Raw genomic sequence first — 22,452 nt, forward strand, 5'->3', positions numbered from 1 at the left:
GGTATAACCGATGAATTTTAGCCATTTCTTCATCAGCAGACCGATCTTTGCATCGATGCTGTCACTGCTCATTCTGGTGGCTGGGGCGATCTCCCTATTTAAGCTACCGGTGAGTGAATATCCAAGCGTAATACCACCCACGGTAGTGGTCACTGCCAACTATCCGGGTGCAAACCCTCAAGTGATTGCTGAAACCGTTGCATCACCATTAGAACAGGAGATGAATGGTTTAGAGGATATGTTGTACATGTTCTCTCAGGCGACAACGGATGGCCGTATGACCCTGACAATCACTTTTGCACTAGGTACCGATCTAGATCGTGCTCAGGTACAAGTGCAAAACCGCGTAACGAGTGCATTACCGCGTCTACCGCAGGATGTTCAGCGTTTGGGTGTAGTCGCGCAGAAATCTTCACCAAGCCTGACGATGGTTGTGCATTTGCTATCGACCGATGGTAGCCGTGAGATCAGTTATCTGTCTAACTATGCGGATATCTACGTTAAAGACCAACTGGCACGTCTGCCAGGGGTAGGTCAGGTTCAGCTGTTTGGTGGCGGCAAATATTCTATGCGCCTGTGGCTTAATCCAGATGCGTTGTCTTCACGTAACCTGACACCAGGTGATGTCGTTGCTGCAGTAAGATCGCAGAACAAACAAGTAGCCGCAGGTAGCTTAGGCGCTCAGCCGGTGGCGAATGACAGCCAGTTCCAAGTGTTACTTAACCTGAAAGGCCGTCTGCAAACACCCGAAGAGTTTGGCAACATCGTGGTGCAAGTGGGCGAAAACGGCGAAATTACGCGCTTAAGAGATATTGCGCGTATCGAGTTAGGTGAAGACTCATATGCTCTGCGTGCCATGTTAAATGGCAAAACGGCTGTAGCTATTCCTATTTTCCAACGTCCTGATGCCAATGCCATCGAGCTTTCTAATCAGGTACGTGAAACCATGGATTCACTCTCTGAGAAGTTCCCGCAGGGTGTGGAGCATCGAATTGCATACGATCCAACGGTATTTGTACGAGGTTCTATTGAGGCGGTAATTGACACCTTGATCGAGGCTGTTCTGCTGGTGGTGATTGTCGTTATTCTCTTCCTACAGACATGGAGGGCATCCATCATCCCGCTAATCGCAGTTCCAGTTTCATTGATTGGTACCTTCGCGGTAATGCAGATGCTAGGGGTATCGATCAATACTCTGTCCTTGTTTGGTCTAGTGCTAGCGATAGGTATAGTGGTTGATGACGCTATCGTTGTTGTCGAAAACGTTGAGCGAAATATAGGTGAGGGCTTATCGCCGTTTGAAGCTACAAAGCAGGCGATGACAGAAGTTACAGGCCCGATCATTGCGATTGCATTGGTACTCTGTGCTGTATTTATTCCAACTGCGTTTATCGAGGGCCTAAGCGGGCAGTTCTATAAGCAATTTGCCCTGACAATCACAATCTCAACGCTGATCTCTGCGTTTAACTCCTTAACATTGTCACCAGCATTATGCGCAATCTTGCTTAAGGCGCATGGTTCAGAACCCGATATGCTGACACGTGTAATGGATAAGCTATTTGGCCGTTGGTTGTTTAAGCCTTTTAACCGTGTCTTTGAGCGTGGTGGTCAGTTCTACGAATATTCGGTGAAACGCTTGATCCGTTTTGGTATCGCGGTGGGTGTTCTCTATCTGGGCTTGATTGGCGGAACGATCAGTTTGTTTGATCAGGTACCGGGCGGCTTTATTCCACAGCAGGATAAACAGTATCTGATTGCTGTTGCGCAATTACCTGATGCTGCAAGCCTTGATCGTACCGAAGAGGTGATTCGAGAGATGGAGATGCTCGCGCTGGATACTCCAGGCGTAAAGCAGACGGTCTCGTTCCCAGGCTTGTCCGTGAATGGATTTACCAACAGTTCCAATAGCGGCATTGTCTTTGCGACCTTGGATGATTTTGAGCAACGCGACACGCCAGAGCTATCAGCTAATGCTATTGCTGGGCAGCTTAACGCTAAATTTGGGGTTATCGACGAAGCCTTTGTTGTGGTATTTCCACCACCGCCGATCCTTGGTCTAGGTACTACCGGTGGTTTCAAACTTCAGATTGAAGACCGCGCTAACCACGGTTTTGAAACCCTGTTTGCTAACTTACAAAAGGTCATCAATGTAGCGCAACAAGACCCTGCATTAACCGGTTTGTTCTCTAGTTTCCGTATTCAGGTTCCACAAATGGATATCGAAGTGGATCGTGAGCAGGCGATGATTCAGGGCGTTTCTCTAGATCAGGTTTTTGAAACATTACAGATCTACCTAGGCTCTCTTTATATCAATGACTTTAATATGTTTGGCAAAACCTATCAGGTAAATGCGCAAGCTGAAGCTCAATACCGTGTCGACCCAGAACAGATTCTGCGTCTGGAAGTACGTAATGCCAGTGGGCAAATGATTCCTCTAGGCGCGTTATTGTCAGTTGAACCTACGATTGGTCCAGACCGCGTGATGCACTATAACGGTTATCCAAGTGCCGAACTCAATGGTAGCCCAGCGCCAGGCTATAGCTCTGATCAAGCGCGCCTTGCTATTGAAAAAATCCTTAATCAGGAACTCGACGACGGCCTTGAATTTGAATGGACTGAGGTGACTTATCAGCAAATATTAGCTGGCAACACCATGATTTATATCTTCCCGCTAGTCGTGCTGCTGGTCTTTATGGTGCTTGCAGCTCAATACGAAAGCTTGAGCTTACCGCTAGCGATTATTCTGATCGTTCCAATGGCCATTTTATCTGCGCTCTTTGGTGTGTGGATTACCGATGGTGATAACAATATCTTCACCAGAATAGCGCTCATTGTGTTGGTAGCATTAGCCACCAAGAACGCAATCTTGATGGTGGAGTTTGCTAGAGACAGACGAAATACTGGTGCATCGAGGTTTGATGCCATTCTCGATGCATGCCGCTTACGACTGCGTCCTATCCTGATGACCTCTATTGCCTTTACTGCAGGTGTAATCCCATTGGTTATGGCGACAGGGGCAGGTGCAGAGATGAGACATGCCATGGGTGTTGCGGTGTTCTTTGGCATGATAGGTGTTACGTTGTTCGGACTTCTGTTTACGCCAGTATTCTATATGGCTATGTCTGCACTTGAACGAGGCAAAACATCAGAGCAGAAAGCGCTGCCTGAAAATGAGAAGGAGCAGATCAATGCTTAAGCGCTTTAAACCGAACAAAAAGGCACTTGTTCTGTCAGTAATCTCTATGGCTGTGTTACTGCAAGGGTGTATGCAAACCATAACGCAACCAGAGATTACTCAGATCGATGAAGAAGTCCGTTATGCGGTCACTTCTCAACTACCAACAATGACCGATAGCATTGAACAGAATGCTCGCTGGTGGCAGGCGTTTGCAAGTCAGGAGCTCGATCAATTAGTCGCGACTGCACTGGAAAACAATCGAGACCTTCGTGCGACCCGATTAAGAGTGGAATCAGCGGCTGCACGCTTACGTTTGCAGGAGGATCAGCAGCGTCCGCAAGGTGGTTTGTACACTGATCTTAATGAGCAACAGGCACAGCTTATTCGTAATGGTGAAAAAGTTACCAGTCGGCAAGGGCGTATTGGGATAGAGGCGAGTTGGAATCTAGATCTCTTTGGCAGGATTGAAGCATCTATTCGAGCAGCTGAGGCAAATCTGCAGCGGCAGGCTTACGCGAACGATCAAGTAACAGCCGAAATTATTACCGCAGTGGTCGAAACCTATACCCGCTTAGCCGGTGCTCAAGCCCAACTTGTAGTGCTTGAGCAGCAACTGAATTCGATCAACCAGACCGTTGAAACCCTGGATACTCGAGTCAAAGAGGGGTTTGCGACTCCCTTGGAGCTCTATCGTGCCACAGTTTTACGCTATGAATTTGAAGCGAAGCGTCCACTGATTGTCGAACAAGCGGCTCAATACCGCAGTAGTCTAGCGACTTTGGTGGGTGAAACTGTACCTGAATTAACGATAGTTGATTCAGCTTTTGTCTTGCCGGATAGCCAAACGTTGGCGCCTGTTTTTGCTAACCCTCAGCAATCGATTTTGGATAATCCAGAGTTACTGCAATCCCGTACAAATGTTCTGCAAGCTGCAGCGCTGTCCGATCAGGCAAAAGCTGCGTTGTATCCGGATATCAGTATAAGTGGTTTAGTCGGATGGCTTAGTGCTGGCACGCTGCAGTTGGATCAAGGTGAAGCTAACTTGAGTATTACACCAAGGCTGCAATGGTCATTACTCAATCTGATTGCGCTAAGAGCTAATCTGCAGGCATCACAGTTAGAAGAACAAGCGGTGTTGGCAGAATATGAAAAGCAGTTGCTTTTAGTGTTAAACAACGCCGATCAATCCTCCGAATACGCCTTTCACCCACAAAATCGATGATCCCTGTTACTTCGTGATTCTGGCGATCGAGCGAGACACTTTGCTAAGGCATTGCCCATTGCATGTTGCAGGAAAATCGATCGGCTTTCTTAAAAACTACAATGTTCACGATAATGTCCTGAAAGGGATGATCGAACTGTTTTTAATGGAAGTGGAAAACGGTGGCAAAAATGGCAAAGAGTATCTCGTTAGCCTGATCTCAATGCTTTCTGTCCATTACCTTAATAACTATTCTGACTTTGCAGACTCTGAGCAAGATAGGGCGCTAAATTCTAAGTTCTGTGACAGAGAGTTAAAGATCGTCAATCAATTCATCGATAAGCACCTTGATCGTCAGATAACGGTTGATGATCTAGCAGAAGAGGTGGGATGCAGTAAGTTCTATTTCCTGCGTGAGTTTAAAAAATTGGTGGGAGAAACACCTTATCAGCATCTTTTAAATAGACGCCTAGACAGAGCGAAAACCATGTTGCTATCCGGCCATGCAAACATTATGTCGTTGGCTTTAGACTTGGGTTTTAATGACCAATCACATTTTACTCGAGCATTTAAAAAACGTTTTGGAACGACGCCCGGCAAGTACCGCGAAGTCTGATCTATCATTGGATGTGACAATAAAAAGCCGAGCTCTTTTTAAGGATCTCGGCTTTTTTGTTAGCTAATTTTCTAGGTAGAGATTATTTGAAAACTTCTTTTAGCAGGTCGGTTGTACGCGCTGCTGGGTTTTCGCGAATCTTCTTCTCTTCAGCCGCAAGCATAGTAAATAAGCCGTTTAGGGCTTCTTCAGTCACATAGTTATCTAAATCTACGTTAACTTTCTCGCCTACAAATGGGATATCTTTAGCTTCACCGGCAAGGTCATTGTAATAACGAGTCGCACCAACCTGACCTAGGGATTCTTTTACGCTTGGCTGGAACAACTGACGCAACTTATCGCTAGTCTTCTCTTTGAAGTATTGAGTCGCTGCATCGTCAGAGCCTTGGTAGATCTTTTTCGCATCTTCAAAACTCATCTCTTTTACCGCACCGACAATCAGATCGGTTGCTTGAGGAGCTGCTTTCTCCGCTGCGCGGTTCATGCTTTCTTCAAACTGATCAACTTGTTTTTCTAGGCCGTATTTGCGAAGAAGGGAGGCTACTTTATCGATACCATCTGGCAGAGGAATACGGATGTTTTTGTTATCTAGATAACCGCCTGGTTGGCTGATCTCTTCGATAGCGCGCTTGCTACCAACTTCTAACGCTTCTTTAAGGCCTTTAATTAGCGTTTCCGTGTCTAGATTAGTCACTTTGCCGCTGCTAGCACTGCCTGTTGCTGTATCTAGTACTTTCTTTTGCAGCTCTTCATCTTGAACAGCTTCTTTAAGTGCATCAGCCCAACCTGCGTGAGCAGTAACAGAAGCCATAGATGCCGTTAGGATAGAGGCGATCAGATATGATTTTTTCATGTGTAAAAGTTCCCTTTGTCGCTATTGGCTCTAGCATAGCAAAGAATCACGAACAGAGCCTTAACACCCTAAGCAATCTAGTAAGTAAAAAACGTAAACTATTGGACTATAAAAAAGTGTTTTTTGTGCACAACGACTAAGCTAGTATCGGTAGGGTAAGTACCCATAGTTTAGAGGTGGGTATTTGACTTAAGGATTTACCGTCTGAGGAAAGGATATAGGTGCCTAGGTTTTATCAGGACATATCTGATTTGTTATCCGCCAGCGGGAGGGTGTTTGTTTTCCTCCTGTGTACTCTTCTTTTGATTTTTTCATTTCCCTCTTATGCCGGTCAGAGTATCGAAAAATCTTTTGCTGTAGAGCCGTTTAATACTCGGTATCTGCAGGAAGTAGATGGTAATAGTCTTCACCCAAATCAAGCGTTAAAAGATGTTCGTTCCAAGGGAACACGCTCGGAGTCCGATATCCTAAATTTTGGTCTGGGTGCACCGCCGGTTTGGGTTCATTTTGAAGTGAGTAACTTCAGTGAAAGCGAACAGCTTCGTTATATCCAAATCGAAAACTCGTGGTTAGATCATATAAATCTATTCGTATTTAAAGAGGGTAAGTTACTTCAAAGCGATAAAGCGGGTGACGCGACTCCCTATGAAGAGAACCGTACAAGCCGATTTTTTTCTTTCCCGCACAACTTCCAGCCAGGCGAGACCTCAGTATTAATTAGAGTCGAAACGCCAGAACCGCAACTATTACCATTGTTTGTTTTAACAGAAAACGACATGTTGGAGCGGAAGATTCATTCAGGTTATGAATACGGGATTATTTACGGCTTTCTGACGGCGTTGCTGATCTACAATGTATTGCTTTATTTCAGTCTGCAAAGCCGAAGATATATTTTTTATTCGCTCTACTTGGCAACCTTTATTATTTTAAATCTGGCTTATACCGGCCATGCATTTAAATGGATCTGGCCTAGCTGGCCTGAGTTCCAGAACCAGATGATTCCTCCTATGATGATGCTGTTTGCCTATCTAGGGAACCTATTTTGTCGGGCCTTTCTGGCATTGCCAACGAAATTTCCTAGGATAAACACAAGCTTTAATCTGCTAAACACATTTATGCTCTGTTCGGTGATCTGGTATGCCCTGTCAGGCAATTACCTGACTATGTTGGTAACTGCTTTTATCTGTGTAATCCCATTTGCTCTCTTAATGATTACCGCTGGTGTAGTTGCCTGTCATGCAGGTGTTAAGGAAGCTAAATACTTTTTGGGCGCCGCGATTTTTGCCATGATCAGCGCAATTGTTACGGCTTTCACTGTATCTGGTGTTGTTGAGTACCACGCATTTGGCTTCCACGCGGTAGAGTACGGTATTTTGATTGAGGCAGTACTCTTTGCTTTAGCGCTTGCCTACCAATTCCGCATTAGCCAAACCGAAAAAATTGAAGCCCAACGTTTAGCCGATCGAGATCAGTTGACCGGTTTATATAATCGCCGCGGCTTTCAGAAGGTTATTGAGCCGATCTACAGTAATGCCACGCGCAACACACGTAATCTCTGCGTGATGTTGATGGATATTGATCGATTTAAAGAGATCAATGACACTTATGGTCATAGCTTTGGCGATCTGGTGTTACTTGATCTATCTGGGCTGTTGATGCGAGAACTTCGAGCCGGAGATATCGTGGCGCGCTGGGGTGGAGAGGAATTTATTTTGGTCCTCCCAGAAACACAGCATGATGAAGCGATAACATTGGCAGAGCGATTGATTGGTGTTATCTCTAATCAGGTGGTTCAACAGCAACAGCTTGATGTGCAATATACGGTGAGCATCGGTATCGCTGAGATGAGTGATCCGATGGATAGTATGTCTAATCTTATCGATAAAGCTGATCATTACTTGTATAAAGCGAAAGCGTCGGGTCGAAATCGGGTCGCTTATAAGGTTGAACCCACTCGAGAATTAGTCAGTGAAATTTAAAGGATTAGCATGAAGACGATCGGCTTACTGGGTGGAATGAGCTGGGAAAGCACGCAGGGATATTATCGCTCGATAAACGAAGGTGTTAAGTCGCGTTTAGGCGGTTTACATTCTGCGCAGATAGCGATGTATAGTGTTGATTTCGATCCCATTGAAAAACTGCAGCATCAAGGTGATTGGGCAGGAACCGCAGCGATTTTGTCGCAAGCAGCTAAAAATATTCAGGCGGCAGGTGCAGACTTTCTCCTAATCTGTACCAACACTATGCATAAAGTAGCGCCTCAAATTGAAGCGGCTATCGATATTCCTTTGATTCATATTGCCGATGCTACAGCTGAGCAATTAATTAAACAAAATGTAAAAACTGTCGGCTTATTAGGCACTGCATTCACTATGGAGCAGGGTTTTTATAAAGACCGATTAACAGATAAGTTTGGTCTATCGGTTGTTGCCCCTAATGAAGCTGATCGTGCTTTAGTTCACGAGGTTATCTATAAAGAACTGTGCTTAGGTCAGATCAATCCCAACTCTAAATCCGAGTACTTAAGAATCATCAAAGCACTGGCAGAACAGGGTGCGGAAGCGGTGATCTTAGGCTGTACCGAAATTGGTATGCTGGTGAAACAGAGTGATACAGAGATCCGTCTGATTGATACCACAGCAATCCATGCGCAAGCGGCAGTTGAATTGGCGCTGGCATAGTCCTCTTAGTCCCAATCGTTATCATTATTTAGAGCAGAGGGAGCAGCTTAATTAACTGTACCCTCTGTACCTATCTCTTTTCTTCTCATCTTCCTCTCTTTAAGGCCGATAGGGTTTCTTACACTATCTTTTTACCTCTGGGTGCCGCGGCAGGGAGGCCTTATGAAAATCTCCAGTTCGATGATTGGTTTTAATAGCCAGCACGAAAAACAGATTACCGATTCAGCTCAACAACAGAGCGCAGCGGTCAGTCAACAAGTGACGCTTTCTCCTGAAGCGGCTTCTAACTGGCGAGCGGGGACGAGCGTTGATCTTTCCTACGACGCGCGTATGCGTTCCGAGAAAGCTGCCAGTGTTAATAGCGTCAATAGTGTGCAATCGGCGCAAGGGACAACCCAAATCCAGCAAACACACAATGTCAGTTCCATCGTTGAAACTGTTTTGCATGAAGGGATGCAGCTTGAACGTTTGGCGATTAATCCACCTATTCCTATACAGAATATTCAACTTGCTTCGTTAGAGACGTTTCAGGAGATAGAAGCCTTAAGCGCTCAGGATATACAGGCTATTAGTGCCGAAGAGTTACAAGCACGAGCGAGCGTTGCACAGCTCGATATCAATATATCTGATATCACCTTGAATGTAGGTAGACAGGTTGCTGATGAGGTCCGTGTCCAGATAGCGAATCAACGCGTATATACCGAAGAGGAAAAACTCTCGGTAGGCACGCAAGGTGTCATTACCACTGAAGATGGTCGAGAGATCAACTTCCTGTTAGAGCTAGAAATGGAACGTAGCTTTGTCTTGGAAGAACGCTTTAGTGAAGAGCGAGTAGATAGGAGCCTGATTGATCCGTTGGTGATCAATCTACATGGTGGCACCGCCGGTTTAACCAATAGTAGTTTTAGTTTTGACCTCAATGCCGATGGTACTGAAGAAGAGATCTCGTTTGTTGCTCAGGGAAGAGGTTTTTTGGCTTTAGACATCAACAATGACGGCCAAATTAATGATGGTTCTGAGCTGTTTGGTACGCAGGGGCAAGATGGTTTCTCCGATCTAGCTAAATATGACTCGGACAATAATCATTGGATTGATGAAAACGATGAAATTTTCAGCAAGCTAAAAGTTTGGACTCGTGATGAAGAGGGTAACGATCAGCTAACCAGTCTGAAAGATGCTGGTGTTGGTGCGATCTATCTGGGCTCAACATCATCTTCGTTTGATCTGACCGATGATCAGAACAACCTGTTAGGCCAGGTAAAACGCAGCGGTGTATTCCTATTTGAAGATGGAACCGTCTCCAGTATTCAAGAGTTGGATATAGCGATTCATGAGGAGAATGATGCTACAGCTGGTGGTTTAGCCGAGCAGTATCAAGATGCCATTGATCGTTTTGGACAAGAGCAGCGTTTTGACAACGATCAGCAAGTGTTTGAAGAGCGTCCTACATTCTTAGATCTGCTGTTAGCTCAAGACCAAGCTGCAGACGAATTAGCTGAGCGAAGAGGTGAAAGTGAAACACGCCAGAGTGTGCGTGCTGAAAGCACCGTAGAGCATAGAGAAACGAGCCAGAGCCGAGAAGAAACCGAAACCGACGGTGAAACAGAGCAAGAAGAAGCAAGGGTTTATGTAGAACATGAGCGGCTTTCTGTCTTGCAAGATCTAAGAGAGAGAACTGAGATTCAAATCGCGGATGAGCAGGATAAGTTCGAGTACCTAAAAGCGATTATCGAGACGTTAAAGCAGAGTACTTCTGAGGCTTAAACGTAAAGTATGTTCCAATGATCTATGCTGGAGATTCAAGCTGGTTTAAGAAACCTTGCTTAGCCAACTCAGATAAAATCAGATGACTTTTATCCCTGACATGATCTCTTAGTGCTCTAACTGCAGGGGTTATAGATTGACGGCTAGGGCAGACTAGCCACAGTTCTGTAACCCTTGGACTAAACTCGGGCATCACATTAACGACTTTGCCGGAGAGCAGATCGTTCGAGATATCTAAGCAGGATTTCACCGCAATACCTTGTCCTGAGGTGCACCAGCGTCTAACCAGATCACCGTCGTTGGAAGCACGGTTCCCCTTCATTTTGATCTTATGAGTGCTATTTCCCTGAGTACTGTTCCCTTCTGTAAACTCCCAAACATCATGGGTAATATCGTGTAGCTGATAAAACAGACCGTTATGGTTGGTCAGCTCTTGAGGGTGAGTGGGTGTACCGTACTTGGCTAAATAATCGGGTGTCGCGCATAACAATGCAGGGACATCACAGATTTTAAATCCATATAGATTAGCATCAGTAGGCGAGCCGTAACGCAGTGCTAGATCGACAGAGTCACGATAAAAATCGATAGTGCTGTCGCTGATGTTAATTTTGAGACTGATTTTAGGGTGCTGATCGACAAACTCATCTAACCATGGAATGACCAGATTTCGGCCAAGGTCAGATGAGATAGAGATACGAAGTTCCCCCTCAACCACATTGAGATCATCTTGGATATTTTGCTGTGCTAGTTGCAGAGTAAGAAGGGCTTGCTGGCACTGCGGTATATAGCGCTCTCCAGCTGCAGATAGCCTTAGCTGTCGAGTTGTTCTGATAAACAAATCAACACCTAATTGGCTTTCGACTCGTTTTATCGCTGCACTGGCTGTGGCCGTGCGCATATCAAGATTAGCTGCAGCCGCCGTGATACTGCGAAACTCCGCTACTTTCAAAACAACTTGTAGATCTTCTAAAAGCATATTTTCAAAAATTATTTGATAGTAATTTAAGTATTATGCTGTTTATGGGTTGGTAATCAAATACTAATATCTGTTGCAACACATTCAGCCAGATACAGCTGCCGGTTCTTAAACAATGAACCAAGGCAGTGGAGAGAGAAGATGACAAGCCAGCAAACAATGAAAGCTATTGGTTACCAAAAATCCCTACCGATTACAGACAAAGATTCATTGGTGGATATCGAATTACCCCAGCCAATCGCAACAGGCCAAGACCTACTAGTGAAAGTACAAGCGATTGCCGTGAACCCGGTTGATTATAAAATCCGTCAACGCATGGCTAATGAAGATGGCAGTTATAAAGTCATAGGTTGGGATGCAGTAGGTGAAGTGATCGCAGTAGGTGATCAGGTAACCGAGTTTAAACCCGGTGATGTAGTGTATTACGCAGGGGATCTGAACCGTGCCGGTAGCAATGCGGAATACCAATTGGTTGATCAGCGCATTGTAGGTCATAAACCAAAGAGCTTGAGTTTATCTGAAGCAGCCGCTCTACCTCTGACAACGATTACTGCGTGGGAGTTATTGTTTGAGCACCTTGAGCTTAAGCAACAGCAGCCAAACGAGACGACTAAGACCGATGAAGTTTTACTGGTAGTCGGCGCTTCAGGCGGTGTGGGTTCTATTTTGGTTCAGCTTGCCAAAGCGATCACTGGGGCAACTATTATCGCGACCGCTTCTCGTGATGCATCACGTGAGTGGGTTAAATCTTTAGGTGCGGATTATGTAGTAGATCACACCAAACCGCTTCAAGCGCAAATTGATGCTTTGGATCTTGGGGCGCTTACCCACGTTGCTAGCTTAAATAGCACCGATAGCTATTTTGATGCCTATACTGAGCTGCTAGCGCCGTTTGGTCGAATCGCGATGATTGATGATCCAGCGGAACCGCTAGATGTGATGAAGATGAAGCCGAAAAGCCTCTCTTTGCATATCGAATTTATGTACGCACGTTCGATGTTTAATGCCAAAGATATGGATGAGCAATCTAAACTGCTAAATCGAGTAGCTGATCTGATTGATCAAGGTTTTATCAAAACAACTATAGGTAAAAACCTAGGCATTATTAATGCTGAAAACTTAAAAACCGCCCATGCTGAGTTAGAGGCGGGTCGTTCTATCGGCAAGATCGTACTTGAAGGCTTCTAAGTAAAACAGCTACAGCAGGGAGATTAACGGATGAAAACCATATTAATTACTGGCTCGACTGATGGCATTGGTCTCGCGACTGCGCAGCAGCTTCTGGCGCAAGGGCACCATGTATTGATTCATGGTCGAACACCTCAGAAAGTTGAAAGAGTGATAGACCAATTAAGTCAAAGTTACAGCTCTGAATTAATCTCTGGTTTTGCTGCTGATCTCTCTGATTTGAATGCAGTAACGTCGCTGGCGGATGAGGTCAGCAAGCGATACTCCAGCATCGATGTTTTGATCAATAATGCTGGGGTATTTAAGATCGATCAGCCGGTAACTGATGATGGACATGATGCTCGGTTTATTGTTAATACCATCGCGCCTTACCTTCTGATGAAGCAGTTAAAGCCTGCTTTAGCTAAAGACAGTAGAGTGATTAATTTGGCCTCGGCCGCTCAAGCGCCAGTCGATATCGAATTTCTTCTGGGCAACAAATCGGCAGATAGTGCTATGTCAGCTTATGCGCAAAGCAAGTTGGCGTTGATCGCTTGGACACGCCACCTTGCCACTGAGCTATCCAATGAGGGAATACTGATTGCCTCTGTAAATCCAGGTTCGTTGTTAGCCACCAAAATGGTTAAAGATGGTTTTGGTGTTGCCGGGAACGATATTAGCCAAGGGGCAGATATATTGATCCGCGCCGCTCTATCAGATGAGTTTTCCGATAAAGCGGGGGAGTATTTTGATAATGATTCAGGCGCTTTTGCTCAGCCAGATGAAGACTCGCTCAATCCGCAAAAAAATGAACAGATTGTGCAGGCGATGGATAGCATCATCCAGCAGTTAGTGGCGAGAGGCTAAATAGGCACCCGCTGCAACCATAATGGATCCAGCGCTTCGGTTAAGCCTCTTAACACCTTTCTCTGACTGGAAAAAACGTCGTGATTTTGCCGCGAAAATAGCGATCATCATCAAACCGATCATTAAGGCAATCAGCGTTAATACCGACGCTAAGATAATGTCGCCTCCGTTTAGTGCCTCTAAATCCATAAATGTTGGAAGAAAGGCGATGTAAAAGAGGATGACTTTGGGGTTTGAAGCGGATATCAAAAAGCCTTGCACAAATCCTGAAATCGCACCGGATCGAGAATTCTTTTCAGGCGCTGAATCCAGATTTAAAGGTGCATTCCACATCTTCCATCCGAGATAGACAAGATAAATCGCCCCGACAATGCGGATTACCGTAAACAGTTCACCCCATTGGTTAGCGATAACGGCAAGGCCGAAACAAGCTGCGATTAAGTAGAGAATATCGCTGATGGTCATACCCAAAGCTAGAGATATGCAGGAACGAGCATTAGAGGTCAGAGCTCTTGCTAATATGGCGAACACACCTGGCCCTGGAGTAACTCCAAAGACTAAAACGGCCAAAAAGAAAGAGATCGCGCTCTCTAAAGACATAATAAAACTCTGAGATCGTGTAGTGTTTAAGATAGTAAATATTAGCCAGTCACTATGTTATTTGAGCCTATAAAAGGCAAGGGATTTATCTTCATATAGCAGTAAAGAGTTTCAGGGATGTGTGAAAATTGTGCCAAAGAAAAAGGCGATCAAAGTGATCGCCTTTTGGGGACAGGAGAGAGCAATATTAGCGAGTTGCCGTGTTGTAACTCTGAGCGTTGTTGCTATCGACCCAAATCTCTACGCGGCGATTCTTCTCGCGACCAAGCTTCGTTAAATTAGAGGCGATCGGTGCCATCTCACCTAAGCCTATCGAGCGTTGGATATTAATTCCGCGAGCAAGTAGCGCTTGTTCAACGGCTCTTGCACGTTGCAGAGACAAGCTTTTATTTATTACCGGGTCGCCAATACTGTCGGAAAAGCCGATCAACGTGGCTTGCTGACCAGGGTTGGATTCAAAGAATTGAATTACACGCTCCAAGTCCCGAACCGCTTTGTTATCTAAAACTACAGTGCCGCTTTTAAAACGGAAGTTCAGGGATAAACGCTGAGCATTCTTAACGGATTGAATATATTCCTGCGGATAGGTATCCGTTAATACAGGCGTGGTCGGGTAGATATTCTGTGAAATAAAACCAGCTTTCTTAACAACATCTTGTCCTTCTTTAGACAGAACAAAGCTGATAAAACGATGTGCTTCTGACTGCGTGCTGATGGTGCTCGGCTCGTATATATAGAGACGACGAACCAGCGGGTAGTCTTCTGTAGAGATCGTGAAAGAGGTTGGGTAGATCGGTAAACCTTTTTCACCATCAGAGATCGCTAGGGCTTTAGCACGTAAAACATAAGGAAGGCCGATAAAGCCAATAGCTCCTGGGGTTTTACTTACGTTATCTGATAGTTCAACGCTGGATTCTAATCGCTGAGCAGCTTCAGAAAGTTTAACCCCATGTTTTTTAAGCACCATGGATTTAAATGAATCCCAAGTGCCCGAGTTGCTATCGCGGGCATAGATCTTAACCGCTAGATCAGGGCCGCCTAGCTCGCTCCAGTTAGTAATATTACCGGCAAACAGCTTAGCCAGATCTTCAGTGCTGAGGTGAGCAATTGGGTTGTCTGGGTTAACAATGACTGCCAAGCCATCCATCCCAATGATGTGTTCGGTACTTTTAGATTTTAGATTGCCGTAACGGCTTTCTAACTGCTCAACTTCTTTGTCTTTGATTCGACGGGAAGCCATCGCAAGGTCGGTTTTATTTTCTTTTAGGGCTTTAAAGCCCGTGCTAGAACCGTGCGCATGAATTGGGATAACAGAGATCTCTTTTTTACCCGGGTAAGTAATCTCTAGGTTGTTTTCGACTTCAATATCACTTGCAACCAAAGTGGATTGCTGGGCTCCTTCGCTTGCGTAAAACGCTTTTAGCAGCTCTGGTGCAAGCACTTCACCGATCGTATTTGAACCTTGGATGCGAAAAGGTGTTGTTTTAACAATCTCTTCAACTTCGACAACGGGTGCAGCTACAACCGGTACTGGTTGTATTGCTGGTGGAGCAGATTCAACTTTCTTTACTTCAGTTCTGACTACTTCAACGGCTTTAGCTGGTTGAGCTGTAGTTGTCTCTGGTGTTGGTTTCGGCTGTTCGGTCACCTTTGCAGCTGTGCTTGTAGGTTTAGGTGCACTAATCTCAGCGATTGGTGCTTTAGCTTCTTGTGTTGTGCTAGAAAATTGGAACACAGCGAAGCCAAATACCAGTAAAACGACTGCGGCAATACCGTAGAAAATAGGCTTATCGTTTGGCTCTTTATTCGATTGTTTCTTCTCTTGAGCTGGAATAGGCGCTGGCTTTGGCTCAGGTGGTAGCTCGACCTCTTTAGCCAACTCTAGCTCGTCTGCTTCTAACAGATCTTTATAGATCTTCTGTAGAGAGCGGCTTAGCGGTAGCTCACTGATATCTACATTAAGTAAGATCGCTTTGCGGTAGTCTCTTTCGTGGGTAAAGCGGTGTAGATCTATTTTTTCATGGCCCTGTTTTTCCAGCGCGTTCTTAAACTTCCAGATAAGGTCAAAAACAGTAGTCTTCACAGCAATACTCTCATCTATTTGTGTGGTGATCTGTCACGGAGGCGGCTATTGTAGGGGGTAAAGGTTGCTGCAATATGACAATGCAGACATATAACTTAAGATCTGTATTAATGAGCTAAATTGATCAGTGAGCAGAGTAATAGGGCATGTTACAAGCACATAAGATAAAGCCTGTAGTGCAAGAGGAAGTGACAGGCTGCGGAATCGCCTCTGTGGCCAATATCGTGGGTAAAACATATGCCGAGATGAAACAGATCGCCAATGCAATGGGGGTCTTTGCAGACGACAAATCGCTCTAGTCTCAAACCGATTATGTTCGTCAGCTTTTGACGGGCCAGAACATCTCTGTATCAAATATAGAAACGCCGTTTAACACTTGGGAAGAGTTGCCCGATTTAGCGCTTTTATCGATTAAGCACTATCAAGAAGAGGGTAAAGATTTTTGGCATTGGGTTGTGTTCCAAAGGTTAGAAGGGAAGCCGTTTGTGTTGGATTCTGCAAGCTATCTGGACAGCAAGATCAGAACCGATTTCGATCAAATGCAGCCGAAGTGGTTTATCGAGGTTTCTAAACCTTAATCACTAACATTCATTGTTAATCAAAAGCTTACCTCTTATTTTTCCTGATTCTTAAACTCCAAATCTGAAATTCTTGTCTATACTGCTCTAGCAGCTTGGTAAAAGCTTATAGATTTCAGTGCATAACACTCTCCGGCAACAACAAGAATAAGGAAGCGAAGTATGTCACGAGATAAATTTCGGTTGGTAACCCGTAGTGACTTTGATGGTTTAGTTTGTGCAGTTTTGCTTAAACATCTGGATCTGATTGATGATATTAAATTTGTGCACCCCAAGGATATGCAGGATGGCACAATCGATATAACCTCCAACGACATCACCACAAACCTGCCGTATGTCGAAGCTGCCCATCTCGTGTTTGATCACCACCTTTCCGAAACCATTCGAAATAAAGGCGAAAGAGAGAACCATATAATTGATCCCGAAGCTCCATCTGCGGCTAGGGTCGTATGGTTACATTATGGCGGCATCGATGGTTTCCCTGATGAATGGACCGATATGATGGAAGCGGTCGATAAAGGTGATTCTGCGCAATATAACCAAGAGGAAGTGCTGAACCCTAAGGGATGGGAACTGCTTAATTTCTTGATGGACGCCCGTACCGGTCTTGGCCGTTTTAGAGAGTTTAGAATCTCCAACTACAACTTGATGATGGACCTGATCGATTACTGTAAAGATCACAATATCGAAGAAATCCTAGCGCTACCGGATGTGAAAGAAAGGGTCGACCTCTACTTTGAGCAAGAAGCGAAATTTAAAGACCAGATCAAACGTTGTGCTACCGTACATGGCAACCTCGTTGTTCTAGATCTGCGAAACGAAGAGACTATTTACGCCGGTAACCGTTTTGTTATCTATGCCTTATTCCCTGAATGTAATATCTCCATCCATGTCCTTTGGGGCCTTAAACAACAGAACACTGTATTTGCGACCGGTAAGTCGATCTTTGATCGAGGCTCTAAAACCAATGTGGGCGAGCTGATGCTGAAATATGGAGGTGGTGGACATCACGCTGCGGGTACTTGTCAGGTTGAGAATGACGCCGCTGAATCAACTTTAAATGAGTTGATCGGTCAGATTAATCAAGATGGTTAATATCGTTTATAGAAGAATAAAAAAACCGAGCTAATACCCGCTCGGTTTTTTTATTTAGATCATAGTGACGCTGTATTCCCTATAGGTGATAATTAATTGTTGATCGTTAAATCAGTTATATAGTTTTAGTCATGCCTAAAGTCTCGCTATTTCTAATAGCCTTATGTCTATCAAGCTTCCTTAGAGCAGAACCCTTTGAAAGAACCCTTCGTTTAGGTTGCGTTCAATGGCCACCGTACATATCTGACAAGTTACCGGGTAAGGGGTTTTTAGCTGAGTTAAGTGATTTGATCGTCACCGCCTCTAATCAACACCTTGATGTTGTGATTATGCCTTGGAAAAGGGTGGTTAAGGGCGTTGATACGGGTGATCTAGATGGCTCGCTTTGTATGTTCAAAACAGAAGAGCGCAAATCACGAATGCACTATATCGAGCCACCGCTTCTGATCGAGCAAACCGTAGTTTTCCATCGCAGAGAGTTTACCCCTGAAATTGAAAAGCTAGCTGACTTAAACAATTACTATCTAGGGATTTTGGATGGCTCAGGTTATCAGAAGGATGAGTTTATTCAGAAACACCCGAAACTAACGGTCGTAAACTCCTTTGAAAATATGTTCAAAATGTTGGCGAAAGGCCGAGTGGATATAGTGCTAGCCGAATATCGTAACGGTATGGCAGTCATAGCGGATACGCCTTCACTCGATTTCGAACAATTCTCCGTATTACCCTACTCCTATCAACATACAGACGTTCATATTGTTATCTCCCACAATGCATTCAATAGTGAGGAGCTAGCAAATAATCTAAACAAAGTCGCAGGAGACGTTATCAAAAGCGCCTCCGCAAAAGCGCTATATGAACGTCATGGTATTTTGGAGCTGCCGGAGCTTAAGCCGCTAACTCCTTAATATCCTTGTCATCGCTTAACGCCTTAATAAGCACCTGCCGCATAATGCAGTTCGTAACTGTGGCTGTAGATTTCGAGAATATTGCCAAACGGATCTTCCATGTAAATCATGCGGTAAGGCTTTTCACCAGGGAAGTAATAGCGTGGTTTAGCCATACGTTTTTTACCGCCAGCTGCGACAATCTTTTCTGCTAGACCTTCGACATCAGGGTCCTGAACGCAGAAGTGGAAGATGCCCGTTTTCCAGTATTCAAAATTATTTTCAGGATTCTCCTGATTTTTGAACTGGAACAGCTCAACGCCAATGCGATCGCCTGTTGATAGGTGTGCGATTCTAAAAGAGCCCCAATTAGGGCCAAACACGTCGGTACACATCTCACCTATGGCACTGTCATCTTCAGTTATCTCAGTTGGTTCCATAATCAGATACCAACCTAGAACCTCTGTATAGAATTTCACTGCGGCTTCAAGGTCAGGTACAGAGATACCAATATGAGAGAACGTACGTGGGTAAGGTTGATTCATCGTTATGCTCCAACAAGATTTATTGGAAGCAGTTTATAAAGAGGCTACCCTTATTAAAAATTATCATTTGAAATCAAAATAATAATTTATTGTTATGATTAATCCGCATCATCTCCGAACTTTTATTACCCTTGTTGAAACGCAACATTTCACGAAAACGGCTGAGTTATTACATATGACGCAACCGGGGGTTAGCCAGCATATTAAGAAATTAGAGGCTCATCTAAATTGCCAGATTATCAGTCGCTTTGGTAAAAAGTTTGAACTCACTGAAGCGGGTGAAGAGTTGTATGAGTTCGCGCAAAAACAGTTTCAGGAAGAGTCCGCTCTTTTAGATAGATTAACAGACGTTCAAGCAGAGACGGGTGAAATTAAACTCGCCTGTTCAGGATCAATGGTGACAAAGCTATACCCTGATCTACTGCAATTACAGAAGCGTTATCCAGATCTAAGCATCAGTATGGAAGCGGCTCCCAATCATGAAATCCTTAAACAGATAAAAGACAACAGAGCCGATCTGGGTTTGGTTACCCAACTGATCAATGATGTTGAATTAGAACAGGGTCTTCTTGGGCATGATCCATTGTGCCTCGTTATACCTAAAGGATTTGACGCCGATTGGGATGGATTAATGGCGTTAGGCTTTATCAATCACCCAGACGGCCACCATTACGCTGTGCAGATATTGGAGAATAATTTTGCTGAACATTTCAGAGGGATGGGAGAGATAAAACAGTCGGGGTATATCAATCAGTTAAGCCAGATCTTACTGCCAGTGGCTGAAGGCTTGGGATTTACCGTATTGCCAGAATCCTCGATTGTGTGGTCTGCTTATTATGAAGCCATCGAAATTGCTGACTTAACCGAAGTTGTGAAAGAGCCTGTCTATCGAGTACAGAAAAAATACCGTCCACTTCCTAAACGTTATGAATTGCTTGAAGGTGTTCTGAAAAAGCACTTTGAAAGCTAAGCGGGTTTTGGCATGTTGATTTTTAGAAGAACCGAAATATTTGATGGTGAGTAAAGCAGCCTAATGAGAAAAAGTTTAAAAAAGAAGATCATCGAAGTCTGCGATAAGAAGATTGCGAGTAAGGGAGACAATGTAGGTATCTCGTTCTATGCATTCTTCAAAAACAAAAATGATGATCCAGACCTATTAATGGAAGCTGCCGAGTGGTGGATCAAAACTCACCAGCTTGATCACTTTGAGAAGGCTGTGAAGATTAGGGAAATGGTTGAGTCTAACTAGCCATAGCACTGTCTACATTACCGTGTGTAACAAGTACCTGTTCTAGTAACCCAAGCATCATCAGCGAGCTTCCTAGATGTGGAAGCACCTCTATGCTGATGTGCTTATTGTTCATCGATGCTTTCTCGGCTTCTTGGGGGATATCTTCATGAACATGTATACCGGCTGATAAAAAGTAGGGCAGTATTTTTATGTCAGTCGATCCTTGTTGGATACACTTTTCTATTGCTTCCTCGATCGAAGGGCGCGCTAATTCTAGAAATGCGGTCTCTATAATCGGGTATTCATTTTCAATCTTTTTCTGGAGTGAAGCCGTTAACTCAAGGACTTCGTTGTTAGAACGTTCACGTCTACTACCGTGGGCCACAATGACGAGTGACTTCATCATATTTCCTGTCAATGTTGGGTTATATGTACAACTAAACTAAGTTCAGAATTGAGCTTTATTCACCCGCCAAGGTTTTCTCTCGCAAGTGTGATAATGCTTACATGTTTTTCTACAGCCTCTGCATGGAAGTCTGTTATTGGAAGGGGTCTTGTTTGTACTAGATGAATCAGGAGTGGTTTTCATGCATCACCGGCTTCTATTGACTGGTTAAGCATTTACTTACGCGGGTGGAATCTGTTTGGATCAGAATTGGGTGAGTAGAAAGCCGTTTTTATTTGATCCTAATTATCCTTACTTAGCTTTCTAAGAGTGGGGGGAATTAAGGGAAATGATCTCATTAAGCCAATTCCCTTTAATGATCTATTCTGCCAGAGCTAATTCTGCCATTTTCATTGTGCTGTCAAAGGATTCGCAGCCTGCAATAAATAAGCCGTTATGGCAGAACATCGCATCGCTTATGCCCGTCTCATCTTGCAGTGCTTTACCGGATAATCCAGCCCATGATTTAGGCAATGATTTTTTATCCTCAAAAGAGCCAGGTTTAACTGGAATGGCCTGAATACGCCACTGACCTGTATCTGAAGGGTAAACGATATACAAAGCCTCTTTTGATAGAGCGTGTACGGTTCTTTTCCAAGGGGTATATTGCTCTAACACAATTACTCGAGGATCTTCGGCATTCTCTATGGCTTTAGCTACGATATCTTTGGCGCTAATGCCACCGTCAGCCGATGCAATAAAGCGGTTTAACACACGAGAAGCAAAATCAACCGCTTCATCAAAGCCCTCATCGAAATGAGTCTCTTCCTGCCAAGTTGGGTTAAACATAGAGATCGTTTGGCTAAGGCTCACTCCTTTAGCAACGCCGTCACCATAACCGCAATCGATCGCATCAATGGCAGAAACCAGATCAGCATCCACCGCTTGAGCGACTTCAGCATTGCCTTGGCAGATCTCAACGCCATACTTCTGCCAAATCAATCCAAATGAGGAGTAGGGAATACCGTTCTCACGTTCACCGGCACCGCCGCGTTGATGATGATCAAACCGACCTGTGTCAGGGTCATACTCACCCCCGACATCAACCACGATATCAGCCTGACGGATAAGCTCTTCATCACGCGTACGGATCAGCTTAAAAGAAGGAAAAATAGCTCTAAGTGCAGCGATACTAAAAACATCATCTGCATGAAAATTACCGCTGTGCGTTACTATCGTGATATCAGGCATTTCTATTGCGTCATTTGAGTGTGGAAAGAAGGCCGCTAACCAAACCCTCATGGTTAGGCTCGCTATTGCGACGTGATCTTCATCGTCTAATTGATGAGGCGGATACTATACGAAGGTAACAGAGAAGAATAGGGGGCTTCTGTATCTAGTGACTCTAGCTATAACTGCTGATAGTGGTCAGTGTTTATCTGGATTTTTGAGACAGGCATACTCCTTTAATGTCTTAATCTAGCTCCTTAAGCGCTGCAATGACTTTCTTGCGTTGAGCCGTGATTATATCGAGTTTCTTATTCAGGAGGTTTCTTTCTGTTTCATCTTGTTCATCAGCCATTTTTTCTTTTAGTTGTTTCTTTTTCTTTTTTAACTTTTGCTGGATGTCTTTAAGGCATCTCTTTCGTTCACCCTTTTTCAGCTTCTCATCGTTGAGATATTCTTGGGTGATTTCTAAAAGCTTAAGCAGTTTCACAATCTTAACTCCAATCAATCCATAATGA

At 44.4% G+C, this 22,452-nt stretch carries 22 protein-coding genes; 14 read left to right on the forward strand and 8 right to left on the reverse strand.

The features are described from left to right. Positions 1–10: 10 nt before the first annotated feature. The 3 genes from ACMXYW_RS06695 to ACMXYW_RS06705 are packed head-to-tail and all read left to right on the forward strand — an operon-like array spanning position 11 to position 4,995. A complete protein-coding gene (locus tag ACMXYW_RS06695) occupies positions 11–3,196 on the forward strand; it encodes an efflux RND transporter permease subunit (RefSeq protein WP_415905665.1) in 3,186 nt (1,061 codons plus the stop codon). After that, positions 3,189–4,400 (forward strand): TolC family protein, encoded by a 1,212-nt coding sequence (locus ACMXYW_RS06700; RefSeq protein WP_415905666.1) that lies wholly within the window; start codon positions 3,189–3,191, stop codon positions 4,398–4,400. The genes ACMXYW_RS06695 and ACMXYW_RS06700 overlap by 8 nt, the downstream gene beginning before the upstream one ends. A gap of 13 nt (positions 4,401–4,413) precedes the next feature. Beyond that, positions 4,414–4,995, forward strand: coding sequence for a helix-turn-helix transcriptional regulator (locus tag ACMXYW_RS06705; RefSeq protein WP_415905667.1), 582 nt, complete (start codon positions 4,414–4,416; stop codon positions 4,993–4,995). Between the two features lie 82 nt (positions 4,996–5,077). Here ACMXYW_RS06705 and ACMXYW_RS06710 read toward each other — a convergent pair whose 3' ends face one another. Next, entirely contained in the window at positions 5,078–5,848 is a 771-nt protein-coding gene (locus ACMXYW_RS06710; RefSeq protein WP_415905668.1) for a DUF4197 domain-containing protein, read from the reverse strand. Positions 5,849–6,150: 302 nt separating this feature from the next. Between ACMXYW_RS06710 and ACMXYW_RS06715 the strand changes: the two genes are divergently transcribed. The 3 genes from ACMXYW_RS06715 to ACMXYW_RS06725 all read left to right on the forward strand — a co-directional run bounded on the left by ACMXYW_RS06715 (position 6,151) and on the right by ACMXYW_RS06725 (position 10,293). After that, on the forward strand, positions 6,151–7,827 hold the full coding sequence (locus ACMXYW_RS06715; protein WP_415905669.1) for a diguanylate cyclase: 1,677 nt from the start codon (positions 6,151–6,153) through the stop codon (positions 7,825–7,827). Positions 7,828–7,836: 9 nt separating this feature from the next. Continuing rightward, entirely contained in the window at positions 7,837–8,529 is a 693-nt protein-coding gene (locus ACMXYW_RS06720) for an aspartate/glutamate racemase family protein (RefSeq protein WP_415905670.1), read from the forward strand. A gap of 162 nt (positions 8,530–8,691) precedes the next feature. Next, positions 8,692–10,293, forward strand: coding sequence for a hypothetical protein (locus ACMXYW_RS06725; protein ID WP_415905671.1), 1,602 nt, complete (start codon positions 8,692–8,694; stop codon positions 10,291–10,293). A 22-nt stretch (positions 10,294–10,315) separates the two neighbouring features. On the opposite strand, the gene ACMXYW_RS06730 is transcribed toward ACMXYW_RS06725, so the two are convergent. Continuing rightward, the gene (locus tag ACMXYW_RS06730; protein ID WP_415905672.1) at positions 10,316–11,269 is read right to left on the reverse strand and encodes a LysR substrate-binding domain-containing protein; all 954 of its coding nucleotides are present in this window, start codon (positions 11,267–11,269) and stop codon (positions 10,316–10,318) included. A 159-nt stretch (positions 11,270–11,428) separates the two neighbouring features. On the opposite strand from ACMXYW_RS06730, the gene ACMXYW_RS06735 reads away from it, so the two are divergent. Together ACMXYW_RS06735 and ACMXYW_RS06740 are read left to right on the forward strand one after the other, a co-directional pair. Beyond that, positions 11,429–12,457: a zinc-binding alcohol dehydrogenase family protein gene (locus tag ACMXYW_RS06735; protein ID WP_415905878.1), complete on the forward strand. Its 1,029-nt coding sequence runs from the start codon at positions 11,429–11,431 to the stop codon at positions 12,455–12,457. 30 nt (positions 12,458–12,487) lie between these two features. Then, complete coding sequence (locus ACMXYW_RS06740) at positions 12,488–13,303, forward strand: SDR family NAD(P)-dependent oxidoreductase (protein ID WP_415905673.1); 816 nt, start codon at positions 12,488–12,490, stop codon at positions 13,301–13,303. Here ACMXYW_RS06740 and ACMXYW_RS06745 read toward each other — a convergent pair. Continuing rightward, positions 13,286–13,903, reverse strand: a complete 618-nt coding sequence (locus ACMXYW_RS06745; protein WP_415905674.1) for a LysE family translocator — start codon at positions 13,901–13,903, stop codon at positions 13,286–13,288. The genes ACMXYW_RS06740 and ACMXYW_RS06745 overlap by 18 nt on opposite strands. Positions 13,904–14,090: 187 nt before the next feature. After that, entirely contained in the window at positions 14,091–15,986 is a 1,896-nt protein-coding gene (locus ACMXYW_RS06750) for a phosphate ABC transporter substrate-binding/OmpA family protein (protein WP_415905675.1), read from the reverse strand. Positions 15,987–16,132: 146 nt separating this feature from the next. On the opposite strand from ACMXYW_RS06750, the gene ACMXYW_RS06755 reads away from it, so the two are divergent. The 4 genes from ACMXYW_RS06755 to ACMXYW_RS06770 all read left to right on the forward strand — a co-directional run bounded on the left by ACMXYW_RS06755 (position 16,133) and on the right by ACMXYW_RS06770 (position 18,567). Continuing rightward, complete coding sequence (locus ACMXYW_RS06755) at positions 16,133–16,285, forward strand: hypothetical protein (protein ID WP_415905676.1); 153 nt, start codon at positions 16,133–16,135, stop codon at positions 16,283–16,285. A gap of 27 nt (positions 16,286–16,312) precedes the next feature. Continuing rightward, entirely contained in the window at positions 16,313–16,564 is a 252-nt protein-coding gene (locus ACMXYW_RS06760) for a hypothetical protein (protein ID WP_415905677.1), read from the forward strand. Positions 16,565–16,726: 162 nt separating this feature from the next. After that, complete coding sequence (locus ACMXYW_RS06765) at positions 16,727–17,659, forward strand: exopolyphosphatase (protein WP_415905678.1); 933 nt, start codon at positions 16,727–16,729, stop codon at positions 17,657–17,659. 131 nt (positions 17,660–17,790) lie between these two features. After that, positions 17,791–18,567, forward strand: coding sequence for a substrate-binding periplasmic protein (locus tag ACMXYW_RS06770; RefSeq protein ID WP_415898486.1), 777 nt, complete (start codon positions 17,791–17,793; stop codon positions 18,565–18,567). Between the two features lie 23 nt (positions 18,568–18,590). Here ACMXYW_RS06770 and ACMXYW_RS06775 read toward each other — a convergent pair whose 3' ends face one another. Continuing rightward, a complete protein-coding gene (locus tag ACMXYW_RS06775) occupies positions 18,591–19,091 on the reverse strand; it encodes a lactoylglutathione lyase family protein (protein WP_415891779.1) in 501 nt (166 codons plus the stop codon). A gap of 94 nt (positions 19,092–19,185) precedes the next feature. Between ACMXYW_RS06775 and ACMXYW_RS06780 the strand changes: the two genes are divergently transcribed. Further along, positions 19,186–20,061, forward strand: coding sequence for a LysR family transcriptional regulator (locus ACMXYW_RS06780; protein WP_415898485.1), 876 nt, complete (start codon positions 19,186–19,188; stop codon positions 20,059–20,061). A gap of 63 nt (positions 20,062–20,124) precedes the next feature. Next, on the forward strand, positions 20,125–20,340 hold the full coding sequence (locus ACMXYW_RS06785; protein WP_415898484.1) for a DUF6500 family protein: 216 nt from the start codon (positions 20,125–20,127) through the stop codon (positions 20,338–20,340). On the opposite strand, the gene ACMXYW_RS06790 is transcribed toward ACMXYW_RS06785, so the two are convergent. From ACMXYW_RS06790 to ACMXYW_RS06800, 3 genes are all read right to left on the reverse strand, one after another. After that, entirely contained in the window at positions 20,333–20,725 is a 393-nt protein-coding gene (locus tag ACMXYW_RS06790) for a sirohydrochlorin chelatase (protein WP_415898483.1), read from the reverse strand. The two genes, ACMXYW_RS06785 and ACMXYW_RS06790, sit on opposite strands and share 8 nt — an antisense overlap. A 363-nt stretch (positions 20,726–21,088) precedes the next feature. Continuing rightward, positions 21,089–22,009, reverse strand: a complete 921-nt coding sequence (locus ACMXYW_RS06795) for an MYG1 family protein (protein WP_415905679.1) — start codon at positions 22,007–22,009, stop codon at positions 21,089–21,091. Between the two features lie 172 nt (positions 22,010–22,181). After that, positions 22,182–22,424: a hypothetical protein gene (locus tag ACMXYW_RS06800; RefSeq protein WP_415898481.1), complete on the reverse strand. Its 243-nt coding sequence runs from the start codon at positions 22,422–22,424 to the stop codon at positions 22,182–22,184. Positions 22,425–22,452 lie beyond the last annotated feature (28 nt).

It is taken from the genome of Neptuniibacter sp. QD48_55 (genome assembly GCF_047778115.1).
Lineage (GTDB): Bacteria > Pseudomonadota > Gammaproteobacteria > Pseudomonadales > Balneatricaceae > Neptuniibacter.